The 20,005-nt window shown below is 66.6% G+C and carries 19 protein-coding genes; 10 read left to right on the top strand and 9 right to left on the bottom strand.

Annotation, left to right across the window (positions count from 1 at the left end; all coding sequences use genetic code 11):
* The first annotated feature begins 4 nt into the window (after nt 1–4).
* From glcF to BoBH3_RS05095, 6 genes are all read left to right on the top strand, one after another.
* Nucleotides 5–1,378 (top strand): glycolate oxidase subunit GlcF, encoded by a 1,374-nt coding sequence (glcF, locus tag BoBH3_RS05120; RefSeq protein WP_262329704.1) that lies wholly within the window; start codon nt 5–7, stop codon nt 1,376–1,378.
* Between the two features lie 205 nt (nt 1,379–1,583).
* A complete protein-coding gene (hisS, locus tag BoBH3_RS05115; protein ID WP_262329703.1) occupies nt 1,584–3,131 on the top strand; it encodes a histidine--tRNA ligase in 1,548 nt (515 codons plus the stop codon).
* Nucleotides 3,132–3,215: 84 nt separating this feature from the next.
* The gene (locus BoBH3_RS05110) at nt 3,216–3,533 is read left to right on the top strand and encodes a GIY-YIG nuclease family protein (RefSeq protein WP_316045086.1); all 318 of its coding nucleotides are present in this window, start codon (nt 3,216–3,218) and stop codon (nt 3,531–3,533) included.
* A 183-nt stretch (nt 3,534–3,716) separates the two neighbouring features.
* Nucleotides 3,717–4,829: an ATP phosphoribosyltransferase regulatory subunit gene (locus BoBH3_RS05105; RefSeq protein WP_262329702.1), complete on the top strand. Its 1,113-nt coding sequence runs from the start codon at nt 3,717–3,719 to the stop codon at nt 4,827–4,829.
* Nucleotides 4,826–5,812, top strand: coding sequence for an ATP phosphoribosyltransferase (gene hisG / locus BoBH3_RS05100; RefSeq protein WP_262329701.1), 987 nt, complete (start codon nt 4,826–4,828; stop codon nt 5,810–5,812). The genes BoBH3_RS05105 and hisG overlap by 4 nt, the downstream gene beginning before the upstream one ends.
* Before the next feature lie 304 nt (nt 5,813–6,116).
* Nucleotides 6,117–6,548 carry an META domain-containing protein gene (locus BoBH3_RS05095; protein WP_262329700.1) on the top strand — a complete coding sequence of 144 codons (432 nt, stop codon included), beginning with the start codon at nt 6,117–6,119 and terminating at the stop codon, nt 6,546–6,548.
* A 132-nt stretch (nt 6,549–6,680) separates the two neighbouring features.
* Here BoBH3_RS05095 and BoBH3_RS05090 read toward each other — a convergent pair whose 3' ends face one another.
* From BoBH3_RS05090 to groES, 3 genes are all read right to left on the bottom strand, one after another.
* Nucleotides 6,681–8,771, bottom strand: a complete 2,091-nt coding sequence (locus BoBH3_RS05090) for an ABC transporter ATP-binding protein/permease (protein ID WP_316045085.1) — start codon at nt 8,769–8,771, stop codon at nt 6,681–6,683.
* A 225-nt stretch (nt 8,772–8,996) separates the two neighbouring features.
* Nucleotides 8,997–10,634, bottom strand: coding sequence for a chaperonin GroEL (gene groL / locus BoBH3_RS05085; protein WP_262329699.1), 1,638 nt, complete (start codon nt 10,632–10,634; stop codon nt 8,997–8,999).
* A 48-nt stretch (nt 10,635–10,682) separates the two neighbouring features.
* On the bottom strand, nt 10,683–10,970 hold the full coding sequence (gene groES, locus BoBH3_RS05080; protein WP_262329698.1) for a co-chaperone GroES: 288 nt from the start codon (nt 10,968–10,970) through the stop codon (nt 10,683–10,685).
* A 228-nt stretch (nt 10,971–11,198) separates the two neighbouring features.
* Here groES and BoBH3_RS05075 point away from each other — a divergent pair, with 228 nt between their 5' ends.
* Both BoBH3_RS05075 and BoBH3_RS05070 read left to right on the top strand, forming a co-directional pair.
* Nucleotides 11,199–11,654, top strand: coding sequence for a MarR family winged helix-turn-helix transcriptional regulator (locus tag BoBH3_RS05075; RefSeq protein WP_262329697.1), 456 nt, complete (start codon nt 11,199–11,201; stop codon nt 11,652–11,654).
* Between the two features lie 107 nt (nt 11,655–11,761).
* Nucleotides 11,762–12,235, top strand: coding sequence for a PaaI family thioesterase (locus BoBH3_RS05070; protein ID WP_262329696.1), 474 nt, complete (start codon nt 11,762–11,764; stop codon nt 12,233–12,235).
* Nucleotides 12,236–12,358: 123 nt separating this feature from the next.
* Here the strand turns inward: BoBH3_RS05070 and BoBH3_RS05065 are convergent, their stop codons facing one another.
* The 3 genes from BoBH3_RS05065 to BoBH3_RS05055 form a co-directional block, all read right to left on the bottom strand.
* Entirely contained in the window at nt 12,359–13,201 is an 843-nt protein-coding gene (locus BoBH3_RS05065) for a DMT family transporter (protein ID WP_262329695.1), read from the bottom strand.
* A complete protein-coding gene (locus tag BoBH3_RS05060; RefSeq protein WP_262329694.1) occupies nt 13,198–13,710 on the bottom strand; it encodes a GNAT family N-acetyltransferase in 513 nt (170 codons plus the stop codon). The genes BoBH3_RS05065 and BoBH3_RS05060 overlap by 4 nt, the downstream gene beginning before the upstream one ends.
* A gap of 91 nt (nt 13,711–13,801) precedes the next feature.
* The gene (locus BoBH3_RS05055) at nt 13,802–14,608 is read right to left on the bottom strand and encodes a sulfite exporter TauE/SafE family protein (RefSeq protein ID WP_262329693.1); all 807 of its coding nucleotides are present in this window, start codon (nt 14,606–14,608) and stop codon (nt 13,802–13,804) included.
* 219 nt (nt 14,609–14,827) lie between these two features.
* On the opposite strand from BoBH3_RS05055, the gene BoBH3_RS05050 reads away from it, so the two are divergent.
* Nucleotides 14,828–15,628, top strand: coding sequence for a L,D-transpeptidase (locus BoBH3_RS05050; protein WP_262329692.1), 801 nt, complete (start codon nt 14,828–14,830; stop codon nt 15,626–15,628).
* 7 nt (nt 15,629–15,635) lie between these two features.
* Here the strand turns inward: BoBH3_RS05050 and mbfA are convergent, their stop codons facing one another.
* The 3 genes from mbfA to BoBH3_RS05035 form a co-directional block, all read right to left on the bottom strand.
* Nucleotides 15,636–16,592 (bottom strand): iron exporter MbfA, encoded by a 957-nt coding sequence (gene mbfA, locus BoBH3_RS05045; RefSeq protein WP_262329691.1) that lies wholly within the window; start codon nt 16,590–16,592, stop codon nt 15,636–15,638.
* A 116-nt stretch (nt 16,593–16,708) separates the two neighbouring features.
* Entirely contained in the window at nt 16,709–17,509 is an 801-nt protein-coding gene (locus BoBH3_RS05040) for a DUF2076 domain-containing protein (protein ID WP_262329690.1), read from the bottom strand.
* Between the two features lie 96 nt (nt 17,510–17,605).
* Nucleotides 17,606–18,355 carry a L,D-transpeptidase gene (locus BoBH3_RS05035; protein ID WP_262329689.1) on the bottom strand — a complete coding sequence of 250 codons (750 nt, stop codon included), beginning with the start codon at nt 18,353–18,355 and terminating at the stop codon, nt 17,606–17,608.
* Nucleotides 18,356–18,835: 480 nt separating this feature from the next.
* Here BoBH3_RS05035 and BoBH3_RS24485 point away from each other — a divergent pair.
* Nucleotides 18,836–20,005: methyl-accepting chemotaxis protein (locus tag BoBH3_RS24485; RefSeq protein ID WP_316045084.1), on the top strand; the 1,170-nt coding region annotated here is incomplete at its 3' end.

The raw sequence follows: 20,005 nt of genomic DNA, 5'->3' as shown, positions 1-20,005 counted from the left end.
AACGATGCAGACGAACTTCACGCCCGAACGCCTCGCCTCCGATCCGCGCATGCCGGCCTCGGAGAAGATCCTGCGCAGCTGCGTCCATTGCGGCTTTTGCACCGCGACCTGCCCGACCTATCTGCTGCTCGGCGACGAGCTCGATTCTCCGCGTGGGCGCATCTACCTGATCAAGGACATGCTGGAAAACGGCAAGCCCGCCACCGCCGAGGTGGTGAAGCATGTCGATCGCTGCCTCTCCTGCCTCTCCTGCATGTCGACCTGCCCCTCGGGCGTGCACTACATGCACCTTGTCGACCACGCCCGCGCCCATATCGAGGAAACCTATGAGCGCTCCTGGCATGACAGGCTGCTGCGCAAGGTGCTGGCGGCGATCCTGCCCTATCCCGGCCGCTTCCGCGCCGCGATGCTCGTAGCCCTTCTGGGCAAGCCCTTCGCGCCGCTCGCCGGCCTCGTCCCGGTCATTGGCCAGCGGCTGAAGGCGATGCTGGCGCTGGCGCCCGCGCGGCTGCCCACGCGCTCGACGATGGAGGGCCCGCAGAGCTTCCCGCCGCCGGCCGCACGGGTGAAGCGCGTCGCACTGCTCTCGGGCTGCGCCCAGCCGGTGCTCGACCCGGCGATCAACGAAGCCACTATCCGCCTGCTGAACCGCCATGGCGTCGAGGTCGTGCTGCCGAAGGGCGAGGGCTGCTGCGGCGCGCTGGTCCACCATATGGGGCAGGAGCACGACGCTCACGCCTTCGCGCGCCGCAACATCGACGCCTGGATGGCGGAGGTCGACGGCGAGGGGCTGGACGCCATCCTGATCACGGCCTCGGGCTGCGGCACGACGATCAAGGATTACGGCTTCATGTTCCGCAACGAGCCCGCCTATGCCGAGAAGGCGGCGAAGGTCTCCGCGCTCGCGAAGGATGTCACCGAGTTCCTCGAGACGCTGGAGCTCGGCGTCGTTCGCGACGTCGCCATGCCCATCGCCTATCACTCCGCCTGCTCGATGCAGCACGGCCAGCAGCTCAAGGACGGGCCGAAGCGGCTTCTGTCCGGCGCCGGTTTCAAGGTGAAGGAAGTGCCGGAGGGGCACATCTGCTGCGGCTCGGCCGGCGTCTACAATATCCTCCAGCCCGAGATCGCGGGGAAGCTGCGCGAGCGCAAGATCGGCAATATCGAGCGCACGAAGCCGATGCTGGTCGCGACCGGCAATATCGGCTGCATGACCCAGCTCGCGAAGGGCTTTTCGGACAAGGGCGCAACGACGCCGGTGGTCCATACGGCAGAACTTCTCGACTGGGCGACCGGTGGTCCGCTGCCGGAGAAGCTGGCGCGGGCGGGGATCGAGGATCGGCCGTTGAGGGCCACGGTGCTCGCGGCCGCCGAGTAGCCAAGAGCGCGCGTCATGCTCGGGCTTGACCCGAGCATTTCCTGCCGGAGGAGGCTCCGGTGCCATCTCGTCACGAGATTCTCGGGTCTGCGCTGCGCTCCGCCCGAGAATGACGCGCGGCGGCTTGCCCCTCGCGCCCGTACGGTCTAACCCGCCACTCAGCCATTTCCGGGTACGCTTGCCCGCTTTCCGAGTTCCGCACGCCATGTCCGCCGAAAAGCCCGCCTCCAAGCTGAAAGCCCGCCAGCCGCGCGGTTTCGTCGATCGCGGCCCGGCCGATGTCGCCGCCACCGAGCGCATGCTCGCCGTCATCCGCGAGAGCTTCTCGGTCTACGGCTTCGAGCCGGTCGAGACGCCCTTCGTCGAATACACCGACGCACTCGGCAAGTTCCTGCCCGATCAGGACCGGCCGAACGAGGGGGTTTTCTCCTTCCAGGACGATGACGAGCAGTGGCTTTCGCTGCGCTACGACCTGACGGCGCCGCTCGCCCGCTACGTCGCGGAGAATTTCGACGCGCTGCCGAAGCCTTATCGCAGCTATCGCGCGGGTTACGTCTTCCGCAACGAGAAGCCCGGCCCGGGCCGCTTCCGCCAGTTCATGCAGTTCGACGCCGATATCGTCGGCGCGGGCAGCGTCGCAGCCGATGCCGAGATCTGCATGCTCGCCGCCGACACGATGGAGAAGCTGGGCATCAAGCGCGGCGACTATGTCGTGAAGGTCAACAACCGCAAGGTGCTCGACGGCGTGATGGAGGCCATTGGGCTGGGCGGTGAGGAGAATGCCGGGCGCCGGCTGACGGTGCTGCGGGCGATCGACAAGGCCGACAAGTTCTCGGTTGAAGAGATTCGCAAGCTGCTAGCAGAGGGCCGAAAGGATGAGAGTGGCGACTTTACAAAGGGCGCCGGTCTGTCTGCGAAGCAAGCTGATGTCATTCTCAATTACATTAATGTCCAGCTCGACGAGGATTTCGGCGACCTTGAAGGTGTTCTGAGCGATTGGGAACGGGCTGTAGGCAGCAGTCCGGTCGGACAAGAAGGAGTCGGAGAGCTCCGTCTACTTGCTGAACTATGCCGGACGGCAGGGTACGGTACGAACCGGATCGCGCTCGATTCCTCTGTCGTGCGCGGCCTCGAATACTACACCGGCCCTGTCTACGAGGTGGAGCTGACCTTCGAGGTCCCGAATGATCAAGGTCAAATCGTGCGCTTCGGCTCGGTCGCGGGCGGTGGGCGTTACGATGGCCTCGTCGGCCGCTTCCGGCCCGAGCCCGTGCCGGCGGCGGGCTTCTCCATCGGTGTCTCTCGGCTCTATTCGGCGCTGAAGGCAGTGAAGTCGCCAATCGTCGATAGCCGCAACGAGCTGCCGCTCGTCGTCGTGACCGCCATGGACAACAAGTCGCCGGAGTTCATGCCGGGCTATCAGGCGATGGTGTCCGCGCTGCGCCAGGCGAAGGACGAAGACGGCAAGCCGCTGCTGCGCGCCGACCTCTATCTCGGCGCCTCCGGCTTCAACGCCCAGATGAAATATGCCGACCGGCGCGGCGCGGTCTGCGCGGTGATCCAGGGCTCCTCGGAGCGCGAGGCCGGCACGGTCGTCATCAAGGACCTGATCCTCGGTGCCGAGCTGGCCGCCGCCAGCCGCGACGTGAAGGACTCCGCCGAGCACAAGGCCAAGCAGGCCGAAGCGCAGTTCGCCGTGCCGGTGGCGGAGCTGGTCGATGGGGTGAAGAAGGTGTTGGGACGGCATTCGTGACGGACGCGCGTCATGCTCGGGCTTGACCCGAGCATCTCTTGCAGGAGATTCTCGGGTCTACGCTTCGCTCCGCCTGAGAATGACGTGAACCTCGAGCCTTCCTTCGTCTATCTGATGACGAATAAGCCGCGCGGTACGTTGTATTTGGGTGTCACAGCTGATCTGGTTCGACGTGTCAGCGAGCACAAGCTCGGCGTCGGCCGTTCCTTCACCGCCCGGTATAATCTCGACAAGCTGGTCTGGTTCGAGACGTTCGATCACATCGAACTCGCCATCCAACGCGAAACGAGCATCAAGCGTTGGTCTCGCGACTGGAAGATCGAAATGGTCGAGAAGGACAATCCAAACTGGCGGGACCTCTTCGAGGATATCCACCCGCCGTCGTTCTCGGCCGAAGCGTAGCGGAGAGCCGCGAATCTCGGACCGGAGGAGGCGAGGGAGCCTCCATCGTCACGAGATGCTCGGGTCAGGCCCGAGCATGACGCTCTGCCGCCCTCAAAATCCCATTCACCCATTTCATTCAAATCCCTCGAAAATCCCCGGCGCGGCTGCTAGGACGGCGCTCGCAACAGGACAGGACGAGCCGTGCCCGCCAGCCGTGCCAGCATCGAGACCGTGATCGCGCTCCTCGCGGGCGAGGGCTATGCGCATGCGGAGCCTGCCATCCTGCAGCCCGCCGATGTCTTCCTCGATCTCTCGGGCGAGGACATCCGCCGCCGCATCTTCATGACGCAGGATGCCGATGGGCGCGACTGGTGCCTGCGCCCCGAATACACCATCCCCGTCGCGCTCGATCACATTGCCTCGGGCTCGACCGAGCCGGCGGCCTACGCCTATGCAGGCCCCGTCTTCCGCATGCGCGCCGGCGAGCCGGGCGAGTTTCTGCAAGCGGGCCTCGAATCCTTCGGCCGCGAGGACTCAACCGCTGCCGACGCCGAGATCATCGCGCTCACCATCGAGGCCACGGCCGCGCTCGGCCTGAAGGAGCCGCGCATCCTGATGGGCGATGTCGCGCTGCTCGGCGCGCTGCTCGACGGGCTGAGCGTGCCGCAGGGCGCGCGCCGGCGCCTTGTGCGCGCCATCGTGCAGGGCAAGGGAGTGGACGCTGTCGACGCGCTCGATCCGCCATCGGCAGAGGGCGAGGCGGCCCATGCCGGGCTGCTCAAGGCGCTGGAGGGGCAGGACCCCAAGGCCGCGCGCGCCTTCGTCGAGGACATCCTTTCCATCGCCGGCATCTCGACCGTGGGCGGGCGCTCCGCCGGCGACATCGCCGAGCGCTTCCTGGCGCGGGCCGCCGAGCGCGAGAACCCGGTCAATGGCGAGGTCAAGGCGCTGCTCGGGCGGGTGCTCGCCGTCTCGGGCGATCCCGATGCGGCTTCCGCTGCGCTCAGGGCGCTGGCCGGACAGGCTTCGCTGGACCTCGGCCGCGAGCTCGACGCCTTCGACGAGCGCACCGGCTTCCTCGCCGCGCGCGGCGTCGATGTCGGCGCGATCCGCTTCTCGGCCGGCTTCGCCCGCAATCTCGACTACTACACCGGCTTCATCTTCGAGCTTCACGATGGCGCGCGCAGCGACGGCAAGCCGGTCGCCGGCGGCGGGCGCTACGATAACGTGCTCGGGCGCCTCGGCGCGGCCCGGCAGATCCCGGCCGTCGGCGCCTCGCTCTGGCTCGACCGCCTGACGGGAGACGCGGCATGAGCCAGCCATCCGGCAACGACGCGCCCCTCGTTCTCGCAGTTCCTTCCAAGGGAAGGTTGCAGGAGAATGCCACTGCCTTCTTCGGCCGCGCCGGCCTGAAATTCGTGAAGTCGCGCGGGGAGCGCGACTATCGCGGCGCCATCGCCGGCGTCGAGGGGGCGGAGGTCGCATTCCTCTCGGCCTCCGAGATCGTCGCTCAGATCGCCTCGGGCGCCGCCCATATCGGCATCACCGGCGAGGATCTGGTGCGCGAGCAGCTCTCCGATGCCGATGCGGCGGTGGAGATGCTCACCCCGCTCGGTTTCGGCCACGCCAATGTCGTCGTCGCGGTGCCGCAGGCCTGGATCGACGTGCGCAACATGGCCGATCTCGACGATGTCGCCTCGACGATGCGCGCCCGCCATGGCCGCAAGCTCCGCGTCGCGACGAAATACGTCAACCTGACCCGCCGCTTCTTCGCCGAGCACGGCCTCGCCGACTATCGCATCGTCGAAAGCCTGGGCGCCACGGAAGGCGCGCCCGCCGCCGGCACGGCCGAGATCGTGGTCGACATCACCACGACCGGCGCGACGCTGGCCGCCAATGCGCTGAAGGTGCTGGACGATGGCGTGATGCTGGCCTCGGAGGCCAATCTCGTCGCCTCGATGCGCGCCAACTGGGGCGAACGCGCCCGCGCGGCTGCGAAGACCATCCTCTCCCGCATCGCCGCGGAGGAGGAGGGCCGGACGTTGCGCGAGGTGCGCGCCCTGCTGGAGCTTTCGCCCGAGACGCTCGTGGCGCTGGAGCGGGCGTTCGGCACGCGCCTGCCCTTCGGGGCGCCCGCGCCCGGCGCACCGCTGACGCTGCATTGCCCGGACAAGGCGGTCTTTGCCCTGGTCGAGCAGCTGGACACGCTCGGCGCGAACGATGTCACCGTCAGCGCCCCGGCCTATGTCTTCCGCCGCTCGAACCGGCTGCTGGAGCGGCTCAACGCCCGCATCTGAGCAGGCGTTGTCCGCAGCGGAATGACGGCGCCGGCCGCGATTCAGCCTTGATCCCGGACCAATTGACCATTAGACCGCCGCGCGTCCGACAGGACGCGATAACGGTGATCGACCTGATGGTTGTCGCATTGGATTCTTCGGAAAAGTGGATTCCACTTTTCGGTCCGATGCTATAGGCGTTTACCGTCCGGCAATTGGCGGCTCCGCAGCCGCGCGAATGAATGCAGGCGACTGAACGCAGGTAAGACGCACCATGACACGATGCCTTGGCCTCGCGGCCGTCCTTGTTGCCCTGGCTGTGCCGATGCTGATTCCGAATGAAGCAGCGGCGCAGCGCCAGAAGATGCCGACCCGCAGCGAGCTCGGCGAGCAGAAGGTCGAGATTCCGGCGGCGCAGCAGGAAAAGACATTCCCTCTCGGCGCGAGCTGGAGCGTGGTTCAGTTCAACGGCAAGCCGGTTTACGACCGGCGCGCCACGTTGCTGATCGACCAGAATTTGCGCGGCACCGGCTTCGGCGGCTGCAACACCTTCTCGGCCTCGGCCTATCCGCTGCGTCAGCAGGGGCTGGCGGTCGGCCCCATCGCGGTGACCAAGCGCGCCTGCGACAAGGGCGCTCAGGAGTTCGAGCGCGCCTTCCTGATGGCGCTGCGCGCGACCAACAAATGGGACCTCGTCAACGGCCGGCTCCTGCTCAAGGGAGCCTCGGGCGAGGTGACGCTGAGCCGCTCGCTCTGAGCGCGGCCAACCGGCCTCATGCTCGGGCTTGACCCGAGCCTCTTTTCAACCAGCGCCTTCTCGTCATGAGTTTCTCGGGTCGAAGCCACGCTTCGCCCGAGAATGACGGCCCCGATTGTTGCGCCGGCTGCCTCAGGCAGCCGGCGCTTTTTCTGTCTGGGTCGGCGTGAAGGTGCCGTCCGCGTTGGATTCCATCGTGACGATGGCCTCGTGCATGCCGCGCAGGGCCGAGCGATGGCCGATCGAGACGATGCGGGTCTGCGGCAGTTCCCGCGCGATCGCGTCGTAGATCTCGATCTCGAGCTTCTCGTCCAGCGAGGCGGTGGCCTCGTCGAGGAAGAGCCAGTCCGGCTTCGCCAGCAGCGCGCGCGCGACCGCCAGCCGCTGTTGCTCGCCGCCCGAGAGGCGCTGCCCCCAGAGATCGACCTCGTCGAGCCGGTCTGCGAGATGGCCGAGCCGGACCTTGCCCATCGCCTCGCGGATCGCCTCCTCCGAATAGTCCTCGCCTTCCGAGGGATAGGCCAGTGCCGCGCGCAGCGAGCCCTGCGGCAGGTAGGGGCGCTGCGGCAGCAGCATGATCTGGGCATCCGCGGGAATGCCGACCTTGCCGTCGCCGAAGGGCCAGATCCCGGCGATGGCCCGGAACAGCGTCGACTTGCCCGAGCCGGAGGGGCCGACCAGCAGCGTCGAGCGCGCCTTGCCGAAGTCGAGCCCGCCGACGCGGACGATCGGCTGGCCGTTCGGCAGCTTCAGCGTCGTGTCGGACAGTGTCACGTCGTCGGCCGCGCCCTTCAGGCGCAGCAGCGTCGCATCGGCGGCATCATCGCGCGCCTGCTCGATCTCGTGCTCGAAGCTCGTCAGGCGGGCGATCGAGGCAAGATAGGAGGCGATCGAGGAGTAGCTGTTGATGATGAAGGAGAGCGCCGTCTGAACACGGTCGAAGGCGCCGGCCACCTGCATCATCACGCCGAGCGTGATCGTGCCCGCAAAATAGTACGGAGCAAGAATGATATAGGGCAGCACCACGCTGACCTGGTTGTAGGACAGGGTGAAGGTGGTGAGCTTCAGCCGGCGCCAGACCAGCCGGTAGAAGTTCTCGACGATCTCGCCGAAGCGCCCCGAGAGATGGGCGCGCTCGGTCCGCTCGCCCGACATCAGCGCGATCTGCTCGGAATACTCACGCAGGCGGGCCAGCGAGAAGCGGAAATTCGCCTCGCGCCTTTCCTGCTCGAACTCGAGCGGGATCAGCGGCCGGCCGATGAGATGGGTCAGCCAGGTCGCCACCACTGCGTAGATGAACGCGACCCAGAAGATGTAGCCGGGGATGGCGATGGCCGTGCCCGGCAGGGTGAAGGCGACGTTGATGTTCCAGAGGATGATCGAGAACGAGACGAGGGTCGAAACCTGCGTCAGCAGCGGCAGCGCGAAGCCATAGGTCGAGTTGACGAAGGAACGCGTGTCTTCCGCGATGCGCTGGTCGGGGTTGTCGACCGTGCCAGCGAGCGCAATGCGGTAATGCACGCCGCGGCCGAGCCAGCGGGCGTTGTATTCCTCCGCCATGAAGCGGCGCCAACGGATCAGCAGCGTGTAGTTGGCGAACATCTCGATCAGGTTCGAAACCACCCAGATGCCTGCCCACAGGCAGAACACCCAGAATAGCTGATACCAGAAGGCCGCCGCATCCTTGTTCTGCAGCGCGTCGTACATGTCGCGGTTGAAGAAGGAGAGCCGCAGCGTGATGCCGACCTGGGTCTGGTTCAGGATGATCAGGAAGACGAAGAGCGAGACGGCCAACGTGCCGAGCCGGATGTTGAAGGGGCCGATCGGCCAGAGGTTTGCGGTAGCGATCTGATCCGACTCGAAATAGGGCGAGGCCAGCCGGGCGATGCGCGCAATCGCCGGCACAAACGAGATCGCGTAGACGAGGATGCTGAACACGCCGACCGTCGTCGGCAGACTTGTCGGGAAGGGCGGGATGCCGGTCCCCGTCGGCCAATAGCCGGTCAGGCCCAGCAGCGCGCAACCGCCGAAGATGACGTATTCAACGGCGAAGACGGCGCAGAAGATGCGCAGGAAGAAGGCCAGCGTCGGCGCCCGCAAGGTCACGAAGGCGAGGATCAGGCCGATGACGCCCATCCCGACCGCGCCTGCATTCCCGATCTGCTGGCCGATGACGAGCGCCAATAGGGCGAGCGCGGCGACGGCGAAACTCAGTGGGCGCATCGGGGAGTTCCTGGACGAGGCTGATCCGGGCCGGACGGCCCTGCAGATTCGGACCATGTCGCAGAGGATGCGACCATTCAATGGCAACGCGGCAAGATGAGCGAATTGTCATCTGCCGGAGAGGCGGCGGAGGGCTGCGACAGGGAGGCAGAGGGAGCGGGGGCTGCCGAAAAGAAAAGGCCCGGCTTGCGCCGGGCCTTCCCTGGGAGTGCTTGGAAGCGTGGATCAGAAGTCCATGCCGCCCATGCCGCCGCCGCCCATCGGGGGCATCGGGGCGTCCTTCTTCGGCGCCTCGGCGATCATCGCCTCGGTGGTGATCAGCAGGCCCGCGATCGAAGCCGCGTCCTGGATCGCCGTGCGCACGACCTTGGTCGGGTCGATGATGCCGGCCTTGACCAGATCGCCGTACTCGCCGGTCTGGGCGTTGTAGCCCCAGGAGTAGTCCTTCGACTCGAGCAGCTTGCCGACCACGACCGCGCCGTCATCGCCGGCGTTCTCGACGATCTGCTTGGCCGGAGCGGCGATCGCCTTGCGGACGATCTCGACGCCGGTCTTCTGGTCGTCGTTCTGGGTCTTGATCGACTTGACCGAAGCCAGAGCGCGCAGGAGAGCAACGCCACCGCCCGGCAGGATGCCTTCTTCCACCGCAGCGCGGGTGGCGTTCAGGGCATCGTCAACGCGGTCCTTCTTCTCCTTGACCTCGACCTCGGTCGCGCCGCCGACGCGGATGACCGCGACGCCGCCGGCGAGCTTGGCCAGGCGCTCCTGGAGCTTCTCACGGTCGTAGTCCGAGGTGGTCTCCTCGATCTGCGCCTTGATCTGACCGACGCGGGCCTCGATGTCCTTCTTCTTGCCGGCGCCGTCGATGATCGTGGTGTTCTCCTTCTCGATGCGCACCTTCTTGGCGCGGCCGAGCATGTTGAGCGTCACGGTCTCGAGCTTGATGCCGAGGTCTTCCGAGATCATCTGGCCGGCGGTCAGGATCGAGATGTCCTCGAGCATGGCCTTGCGGCGATCACCGAAGCCCGGAGCCTTGACGGCCGCGACCTTCAGGCCGCCACGGAGCTTGTTGACGACGAGCGTGGCGAGAGCCTCGCCCTCGACGTCCTCGGCGATGATGAGCAGCGGCTTGCCGGTCTGGACGACGGCCTCGAGGATCGGCAGCATCGCCTGGAGCGAGGACAGCTTCTTCTCGAAGATCAGGACGTAGGGGTCGTCGAGCTCCGCGATCATCTTCTCGGAGTTGGTGATGAAGTACGGCGACAGGTAGCCGCGGTCGAACTGCATGCCCTCGACGACGTCGAGCTCGGTCTCGGCGGTCTTGGCTTCCTCGACGGTGATGACACCCTCGTTGCCGACCTTCTGCATGGCGGTCGAGATCATCTTGCCGACCGACTCGTCGCCGTTCGCCGAGATGGTGCCGACCTGCGCGACTTCCGCGTTGGACGTGACCTTCTTGGAGTTCTTCTTGAGGTCGGCGACGATGGCCTCGACGGCCAGATCGATGCCGCGCTTCAGGTCCATCGGGTTCATGCCGGCCGCAACCGACTTGGCGCCTTCACGGACGATCGCCTGGGCGAGAACCGTGGCGGTGGTGGTGCCGTCGCCGGCATGGTCGTTCTGACGGGACGCGACTTCGCGGACCATCTGGGCGCCCATGTTCTCGAACTTGTCGGCGAGCTCGATCTCCTTGGCGACGGTGACGCCGTCCTTGGTGATGCGCGGGGCGCCGAAGGACTTCTCGATCACGACGTTGCGGCCCTTCGGACCCAGCGTGACCTTCACGGCGTTGGCGAGGATGTCCACGCCGCGCAGCATCTTGTCGCGGGCGTCGGAGGAGAACTTGACGTCTTTGGCTGCCATGAGAGCAACTCCTTGAAAGGGAAACGGAAGAGAGCGGTCAGGCGGTTATCAGCCGACGACGCCCATGATGTCGGATTCCTTCATGATCAGGAGATCCTGGCCGTCGATCTTGACTTCGGTGCCCGACCACTTGCCGAACAGGACGCGGTCGCCCTTCTTGACGTCGAGGGCAACGAGCTTGCCGGCCTCGTCACGCGCGCCGGGGCCGACGGCGACGATTTCGCCCTCCTGGGGCTTTTCCTTGGCGGTCTCGGGGATGATGATGCCACCCTTGGTCTTTTCTTCGCCATCCAGGCGGCGGACCACGACGCGGTCATGCAAAGGACGGAACTTCATGGTTCTGTCTTCCTCTCGGTCACATTCGGTTCGGGCGCCGCTGATGGGCCCCGGGGGGAGGCTGTTAGCAGTCACGCGATGGGAGTGCTAACAGATGGCGGGGAGATAGGCGCGAGGCTGCGGAGAGTCAAGAAAGTCTCAAGCGTTAAAGTGAACGCCGGCGGCAGCGATGTCGCAGCAGCCCACGGGCTTGCTGCCAGCGCGGCTAGAGCACGCTAAGATGGCCGAATGACGACACCTGTGCCGGATCCTCGCCTCGACGACATCGCCCGTTCCTGCGTCGCGCTGCATGTGCGGATGACGGCCCGCGCCGTGACCCGCGCCTATGACGAGGCGATGCGCCCGAGCGGGCTGAAGATCACCCAGTTCGTCCTGCTGTCGGCGCTGAGCACCGGCCATTGGAAGTCGGTCACGGAGCTGGCGGAGCGCTTCGCATTGGAGCGCACCTCCCTGACGCGCAACCTCCAGCTGCTCGCGGCCGATGGCATGGTCGAACCCGTCGAATGCCGGGGCCGGGCCTCGGTCTACGCCGTGACGGAAAAGGGCAGGGCGGCGATCGAGGCCGCGATCCCGTATTGGCGTGCGGCGCAGGACAAGATCGAGGGTGGCTTCGGCTCAGAGCGCTGGCGCGAAACCCGCGACGGGCTGAAGGCGCTGCGCCGGGCGGCGCGCGAGCCGCGCTGAGCCGGTTCGGCACACACCTCCCTCAAGCCGGCTCCGGCCACCATTGACGAAAGTGCCGGCCAACTCATATCGTGCAGATACACGATTGAGGGCAGGAAATGGATCGCATGTTCGGAGTGGTGTCACGCGAGGCTCTCGTCGCAGGCGATGGCTTGAGCTTCCTGCGCGGCATCATCGACGGCACGCAGCCAGCGCCGCCCTTTGCCGAGGCGATGGATTTCGATCTGGTCGAGGCCGAGGAGGGCCGCGTCGTCTTCACCGGCCGGCCATCCGCGCGCTTCTTCAACCCGCTCGGCACGATCCATGGCGGTTGGACCGCGACGATCCTCGATTCCGCCATGGCCTGCGCGGCGCATTCCACGCTGAAGCCGGGCGAGGGCTACACCACGCTGGAGATGAAGCTGAACTACGTCCGGCCCGTCATGCCGGACACTGGGACGGTGCGCTGCGAGGGCCGGCTGATCCATCGCGGCGGCTCCGTCATCACCTCGGAGGGCCGGCTTGTCGACGGGCAGGGAAAGCTCCTCGCCCACGGCACCGAGACCTGCCTGGTCTTCCCCGCGAAGAAGATGGGGACGTGAGGTCTCCGTCATGCTCGGGCTTGACCCGAGCATCTCGTGACGAGAGAGGCTCCCGCGCCTTTTCGGCCTGGGATTCCCGCGTCTACGCTTCTCTTCGCCCGAGAATGACGGCGGCGCTGAGCCCTACCGCCGGCTGACCGCCACGGCCCCCGCCACGATCAGGACCGCGCCGGCATAGGTTGTGTAGAGCGGCACCTCCCCGAAGAAGAAGAAGCCGAGCAGGCTCGCCCAGATCAGCGCCGTGTATTCGATGGCCGCCAGCCGCGCGGCAGCAGCCTTCGCATAGGCCGAGGTCAGGGTGAGATGGCCCGCGACGCCGAGGACGCCGGCCGCGAGGTAGATGGCGAGGTCGGAAAGCCCCATCGGCACGAAATAGTAGGCGGCCGGGATGGCGAGGCACAGCGCCGGTCCGATGTTCTGGAAGGCGACGATCACCGACGGGTGCTCGCGGGTCGCGATGCGCCGCAGCAGGATCAGGTTGAAGGCGTAGCTCACGGCGGCGAACAGCGCGGCCGCGACGCCGAGCCCCGCACCGCTGACATGGCCCTGCAACCGCGGCCAGACCATGACGAGCATGCCGGCGAGCCCGAAGGCCAGCGCCTGCAGGATGCGCCCGTCGATCCGCTCCTTCAGCAGCACGCCGCCCAGCAGGGCGACGAAGACCGGGGCGAGGAAGGACAGCGTCAGCGCTTCCGCGAGAGGAAGAACCGAGATCGAATAGAAGAAGCTCCCGGCCGTCATCACGACCAGCGGAATGCGCGCCAGATTGCCGACGAGGCTCTCCCGCGTCGGCCGCGCCGGCCGCACGATCGCCAGCACGATCAGCGCGCAGATCCCGCCCATCAGGAAGCGCATGAACAGCGCCAGCAGGAACGGATGCTGGTGCATCTGCCCCTTGATCACCGCATCCATCCCGGTGAGCAGGGCGATGCCCAGCGCGGCGCGCAGCGCGACGGACCAGGTCATGGCGTGGCGGGCGGGGTGCTGCGGAGCAGGGGCTTGCGGAAATGGTATTCCCAGGTCTCGGAGACATCGGCGAGATAGCGCTCGCCCGGCCAGCGGCGGAAGCCGAGCTTCTCGTAGAAGCGGTGGCCGCGCGCGAAGCGCGTATCCGACCAGAGCATCATTTCGGCGAAGCCGCCGGCTTCCGCGAAAGCCAGCGCCTCGGCGAAGAGCGCCTGCGCCAGCCCTGCGCCACGGAAGGCCGGGTCGACATAGACCTTGGTGAGCTCGACCGCGTTCTGCTCGGGCAGCGGCGTCGCAGCCAGCGAGCCCGCGATACCGCCCTCCGGCCTGTCCGCGATCCAGAGCTTGCCGCCCTTGGCCGCGAAGGCGGTCGCCGGCTGCCTCAGCTCCGGGAATTCCTCCCAGACGAAATGGCAGTTCTCATATTCGGCGAAGCTCGCAGCGATGAGAGCGGCGAGCGGCTCGGAATCGGCGTCGGAGGCTGGGCGGATCGGCGGAAGGGCGGTCATGGCGGCAGGCTCTAGGGTGAAAAGCGGCGGCCGTACAGACGGACTTGAGGCATCGCACCAATGCCGCGGTGGCAGGGCGCAGCCCATACGGTCACGACAGGAGCGAAAGCCCGGCATCGATAGTGAGCTTCGCCGCGGCGAGGGCGAGCAGCACATAACACCAGAAGAACAGCGTCTTCTGGTCGAGGCGGTCATGCACGATCCGGCCGAGCCAGATGCCGAGTGGCACGGCAGGCGCGAGCACGAGCGCCCCCCAGAGCGCCTCCCGGTGCTGCAGGCCGAGCGCGATGTAGGGCGGCAGCTTCAACCAGTTGCCGAGCGTGAAGATCGCGATGGTGGTGCCGACGAGCATGGTCTTCGGCAGGCCGCGCGCCAGCAAATACATCGCGACCGGCGGCCCGCCGGCATGGGCGACGAAGGTGGTGAAGCCGGAGGCCGCGCCCGCCGCTAGCGCCAGCCCCGGTGAGACAGGCCGCGTCCCTGGCGGAGCGAGGCGCCCCCTCAGGAACCAGTGAGCGGTGAAAAGCAGCGTGACGACGCCGATGATCAGCGTGACGAGGCGCGGATCGATCCGCACGAAGACGAGGTAGCCGACGCCGATGCCGGCAACGAGGCCGGGCAGGATCCAGGTGAGGTCCGGCTTCGACCAGCTCTCGCGGCCGAAGCGCTGCAGCGCCATCAGGTCCATCAGCGAAACCAGTAGCGCCACCATGATCGCCCCGTTCTGCGGCGTGGTCACCGTCGCCAGCAGGGGAATGCCGAGGATCGCGAGCCCGCCGCCGAAGGCGCTCTTGCCGATGGCGATCAGCAGCGTCGTCGCCCAGCCGACGAGATAGAAGGAGAGATCGTCCGGCATCGGCTCGTTTGCATGTATCCACTTCGAGCAGCTTTCCGACATGCCGACGCTCCGCAGAAGGGGCGGCATCGCATTGGCGCCATGAGTCTGACGGGGTGCCCGGCAACGCTTCCTTCATCCTGTCGCTTGACGGGCCGCTAAGGTTAATCCCGCGAATTCGCCTCGAAAGCCGCGGATTCCGTTCCGAAACCTCGACGATTCACCATTCGTTGCAGGGCGCCGGCCAGGGTTTTCGGCAGTCGATGTCGAAAGAGTTGCGTCATGCGTCGAGCGATCTTCCTTCCCGTGCTGGCCGTTGCGGGCAGCCTGACCCTTGCCGGCCCTGCCCTTGCGCAGGGCTATGGCTATGCTGCGCCGAACGATCCAATGGCCGCGTCCCGCGGCCGCCCGAACTATGGCGGCGGCTTCATCGAGATGCTGATGACCGGCCGGGATCCGTCGCCGCGGGGCGGGGCGGTCTATAATCGGCCGGGCGGATACGCTTATGGCCAGCGGGTGGGCGCTGCTGCCGGGGCCGATGCCGACCCGTTCGAGGCTGCGCGCCAGCAGAACGCCGGCCGGCGCATGGCCGCGCTCGGCGAGCCGGCGGCACCGCGCCAGGGCATCCAGCACATCGTCGATCCGCGTTTCCTCAAGCAGGAAGTCGCCTATGACGGCCCGCACAAGCCGGGCACGATCATCATCGATACGCCGCAGCGTTTCCTCTTCCTGGTGCAGCCGGGCGGCAAGGCGCTGCGATACGGCATCGGCGTTGGTCGGCCGGGTTTCTCCTGGGCCGGCATGAAGACGGTGAGCCGTAAGGCCGAATGGCCGAGCTGGACTCCGCCAGCCGAGATGCTCAAGCGCCGGCCGGACCTGCCGCGCTTCATGGAGGGCGGGCCCGACAATCCGATGGGCGCTCGCGCCATGTATCTCGGCTCGACGCTCTACCGCATCCACGGCACCAACGAGCCGAACACCATCGGCCAGGCCGTCTCTTCCGGCTGCATCCGCATGACCAATGACGATGTCACCGACCTCTACGGGCGCGTCCGCGTCGGCGCGAAGGTTCTGGTGATCTGACGCGCCGTCAGGAACTGCCGATCAGCACGCCGACGGCCAGCACGAGCAGGCCGCCGATGACGATCTGCACGATCGCCGAGCCGAAGGGCGTCTCCATATAGCGCCAGCGCACCCAGGCGATGACGACGAGCTCGCAGGCGACGATGAAGCCGGCGATGGCGGTGGCCAGCCAGAAATCCGGGATCAGATAGGGCAGGGTGTGACCGAGCCCGCCGATGGTCGTGGCGATGCCGCAGGCGGCCCCGCGCACCCATGGATGGCCGCGCCCCGTCACCACGCCATCGTCCGACAGCGCCTCGGTCAGCCCCATGCTGATGCCCGCTCCGATCGAGGCCGCGAGGCCGACGACGAAGGCGTTCCAGGAATCATGCGTCGCGAAGGCCGCGGCGAAGATCGGCGCGAGCGTCGAGACCGAGCCGTCGATCAGTCCTGCCAGCGTGGGCTGGACGATCTGCAGCACGAAGAGCCGCTTGCGCGTCTCCTCTTCCTCATCGGCGGCGCCTGAGGTCCTCAGCTCTTCGCCGAGCCTCTCTGCCATGCTCTCATGGCCGCGCTCCGCCTCGGCGAGATCGGCAAGCAGCTTGCGCGTGCTCGTGTCGGTCGCCCGCTCGGCGGCACTCGCATAGAAGCGGCTGGCCTCGAGCTCCATCAGCGTTGCGTGCTTGCGCGCCGTGTCCAGCTGCAGATCCTCGTGAAGCCAGACCGGGTTGCGCTTGAGGAAGCCCTTCACGTCCTGCCGCGTGATGAGTGGCAGCTCCTTGCCGAAGCGTCTTTCGTAGAGGTTCAGCAGGCTATGGCGATGGCCCTGCTCCTCGCCGGCCATCTGCTCGAACATCTGGGCCGAATGCGGATAATTCGCCCGCAGCCGCTGGGCGAAGGAGAGGTAGATGCGCGCATCCTCTTCCTCGCTGGCTACGGCCAGCGCGAGGATTTCGGCTTCGCCGAGCTCGTCGAAACGTTTCATGGGCGATCCATAGATTAGAATAATTCCAATCTATGGATCCGCTCCTTCAAAGGAAAGGCCGCCGCGCAAAAAAAGCCCGCCTCTTTCGAGGCGGGCTCATCATGGTCCGCGAGGGCTCAGACCCAGCTGTCGTCGTCGCCGCCGGCGTCGTCGTCGAAACCCGGATCGTCCTCGTAGCTGGCGTCGTCATGGCTCGCCTGCTGGTAATCGGCCTGGTTGGGCGAGCTGTCGTTGGATGCGTCGCTGGCGGACGTGTCGCTGGCAGGCTGCGCCTTGGCGTTCTCGGCCGTGACGCTGTCTGCGAGGCTCGGGCTTGACGCGGCCTGAGCAGCCTGTGCCGTGCCGGACTCGCCCTTGAACGCGTTCATCAGCATGTTGCCGACCACCATGCCGCCCGCCACGCCTGCGGCCGTGGTCAGTGCGCTGGCCATGAAACCGCCGCCGGCGCGCTGCTGCAGCTGGTTGCTCCACGGGCCGGGCGGTGCCGATTCCTGCATCGGCTGGGCCTGCGCCTGCATGGGGCGGCCCTGCGGCTGCGTGTTCCAGGCAGAAGACGCTCCGGCAGCGTCCGGGCGTTGTGGGAAGGACGGCACCGAGCCGGCCCGCGGCTGACTGCCGCCACCGAAGATACCGGAGAGGAACCCGCCGCTCTGCGGCTGCCCCTGCGATTGCGGCGCTGCGTTGGCGCGGGCCTCGGCGTCCCGCAGCTGCGCCTGCAGGCTCTCGACCTGCTGGTTAAGATTGGCGAGCGCCTGCTCCTGCACATAGACCGTCTGCGCCATGGCATAGGGCGCGTAGGGCTGCTCGCGAAGCCGTTCTGCAATGAAAGTCTCAGCCTCGGGGTCGCGGGGCTGGTTGGCCGCCTGCTTCAGGCGGTCGAAAATCCCGGCGATCACGTCGCGTTCCTGCGGCGTCATCGTCATCTCCTTTGGTTAGGCGGCGCGGTTGCGTCGCCCTCCAGAGGTGGGTCCGGCTTATGACGGTATCAAGGCGTCCGATACCGAAACCGGTCGTCAGATGTCGTCCGGCGGCGGGGGCATGTCGTCGAAGCCCTCCTCCGGCGCCTGGAGCGTGCCGCGGTTGAGCACGACCACCGTGGTTCCACTCGGAACACGGCTGTAGAGGTCGATGATGTCCTGATTGAACATGCGGATGCAGCCGCTCGACACCGACTTGCCGATCGACCATGGCTCAGAGGTGCCGTGGATGCGGTACAGGGTGTCGCGGTCGCCCTGATAGAGATAGAGCGCGCGGGCGCCGAGCGGATTTTCCAGCCCACCGGGCATGCCGCCGGCCCAGGGGCGGTTGCGCGCCGGCTCGCGGGCGATCATCGCCGCAGTCGGCGTCCAGCTCGGCCATTGCGCCTTGCGCTTCACGGTCGCGCGGCCGCGCCAGGACATGCCCTGCTTGCCGACGCCGATGCCGTAGCGGATGGCGCGCCCGCCTTCGATGACGAGATAGAGGAAGCGGTTATCGGTATCGACCACGATCGTGCCGGGCCGCTCCGGCGTCGGATAGGTCACGATGCGGCGCAGGAACTGCGGATCGACCTCCGTGAGGTCCGTCGCCGGCAGCGGATGCTGCTCGTCCGGCCGCTCGCCATACATCGCCAGATATTCAGCGCTGACATGCGGGCCCTGATAGGCGACCTCGAAGGGCTGCTGCACCTGACTGACGCAGGCCGCCAGGAAGAGCGGTGACAAGGCTGCGAACGTCCGGCGCGTCGGTCGGGCGAGGGGGGAGACATCGGGGCGGGGGGACATCAGGTACTCTGTAGTGCGGGCGGTGGCGGGCGGCGAAGGAGTGTTGTCGCTGTATGCAACAGCGCACCTCCGTTCAAGGTTCCAGCCATGGCCACGGGGTGAACGTGGTGTGGCGAAACTGTGTCGGTGCGCGGTTGTTGCCGATCGGCAACATGGGGTGTCGCCCTTGTGCAGGACTTGCCGCGGTGTTGCCCCTTGGTGCCTTCCTGAGCCTGCAGGATGGTACAAACCAGTCAGAATATTATCAGGGTTAAGCTTTTCTTCATGGCGCTACGAGAGGTTTAGGTAATTCGCCAGGAAGGCGGCCTTCAACAAGCGTGATCCGACCATGATCTACCGGTCGTGATTCCGAAGGCCTCGATTGCCAGGCGATCTCTACTGCCTATGCCTACGTGCCGTTCAGGCACGCATATCGTTCAACTACGCGCCGGGGGATAGCCGGCTCGCAGCACGGGCTTTTTGATGCAAAATCACTTTTCCTTGCGTTTGCCGATCGCGACCCGTCTGGCTGTCGTAGCGGTGCTGATCGTCGGCTTCGCTGTCGCGGCCTCGGTCGTCGTATCGATTCGCGCGGCGGACAAGGCGATGCGCGAGCGCGCCCAGACGAGCCTGATCATCAACATCAACCTGCTGCGGGACCTCCTGCAGGCGAAGGGCGAACCACGGTTGGACGGAGACAAGCTCCTGTTCGGCCAGGAGGTCGTCAACGGCAACTTTGCCGCCGTCGACAAGGTCAAGATGCTGTCCGGCGGCACCGCGACGGTCTTCATGGGCGACACCCGCGTCACCACCAATGTCCAGAAGCCGGATGGAGGGCGCGCCGTCGGCACCAAGCTGGCGCAGGGGCCGGCCTATGACGCCGTCTTCAAGGAGCGGAAGACCTATTCCGGCGCCGCCGACATCCTCGGCGTGCCCTACTTCACGATCTATGAGCCGATCATCCAGAAATCCGACAACAGCGTCATCGGCATCCTCTATGTCGGCATCCGGCAGGAGGAGTTCCTCACGGTCATCGACGACATGATCAGCGGCAACGTCATCGCCGGCCTGTCGATCGGGGCGATCGCCGGACTGTTGCTGTTCATGCTCGTGCGCCGGATGATGAAGCCTCTCGGCTCCCTGCGAGCGGCGCTCGGCCGCCTCACCGAGGGCGATCTCGATACGCCCGTCCCGGCCTTCCGCGCCGGCAGCGAGTTCGGCGCCATGGCTGAGGCCGTCGATGTCCTGCGCCAGGCCTCGATCGAGAAGGTCAGGCTGGAGGCCGATGCCACCGCGCAGGCCGGTCTGATGAACGAGACCCGTCGCCAGACCGAGGAGCAGCGCCGGGCCGCGGCAAAGCGGCAGATCGAGCAGGCGCAGGAGCTCGAGCGTGTCGTCCAGGTGCTGGCCGAAGGTCTTTCGGCGCTCTCGAACGGCGATCTGCGCTATCGCATCGAGACCCAGGTGCCGGAGGCTTACGCCAAACTCTGCGCCGATTTCAACGCGACGGTCGACCGCCTCTCCGAGACGGTCTCGACGATCCAAACGACCTCGGCCGATGTCGGCCTCGCGGCCCGCGAGATCAACATGGGCGCCGACGACCTCTCGAAGCGCACCGAGGAGCAGGCCTCCTCGCTGGAAGAGACCGCGGCCACGACCGAGGAACTCGCC

Origin of the sequence: Allobosea sp. BH3 (assembly GCF_025499465.1) — a bacterium.
Taxonomy (GTDB): domain Bacteria; phylum Pseudomonadota; class Alphaproteobacteria; order Rhizobiales; family Beijerinckiaceae; genus Allobosea.
This window is presented reverse-complemented; position numbering and strand designations above follow the sequence as displayed.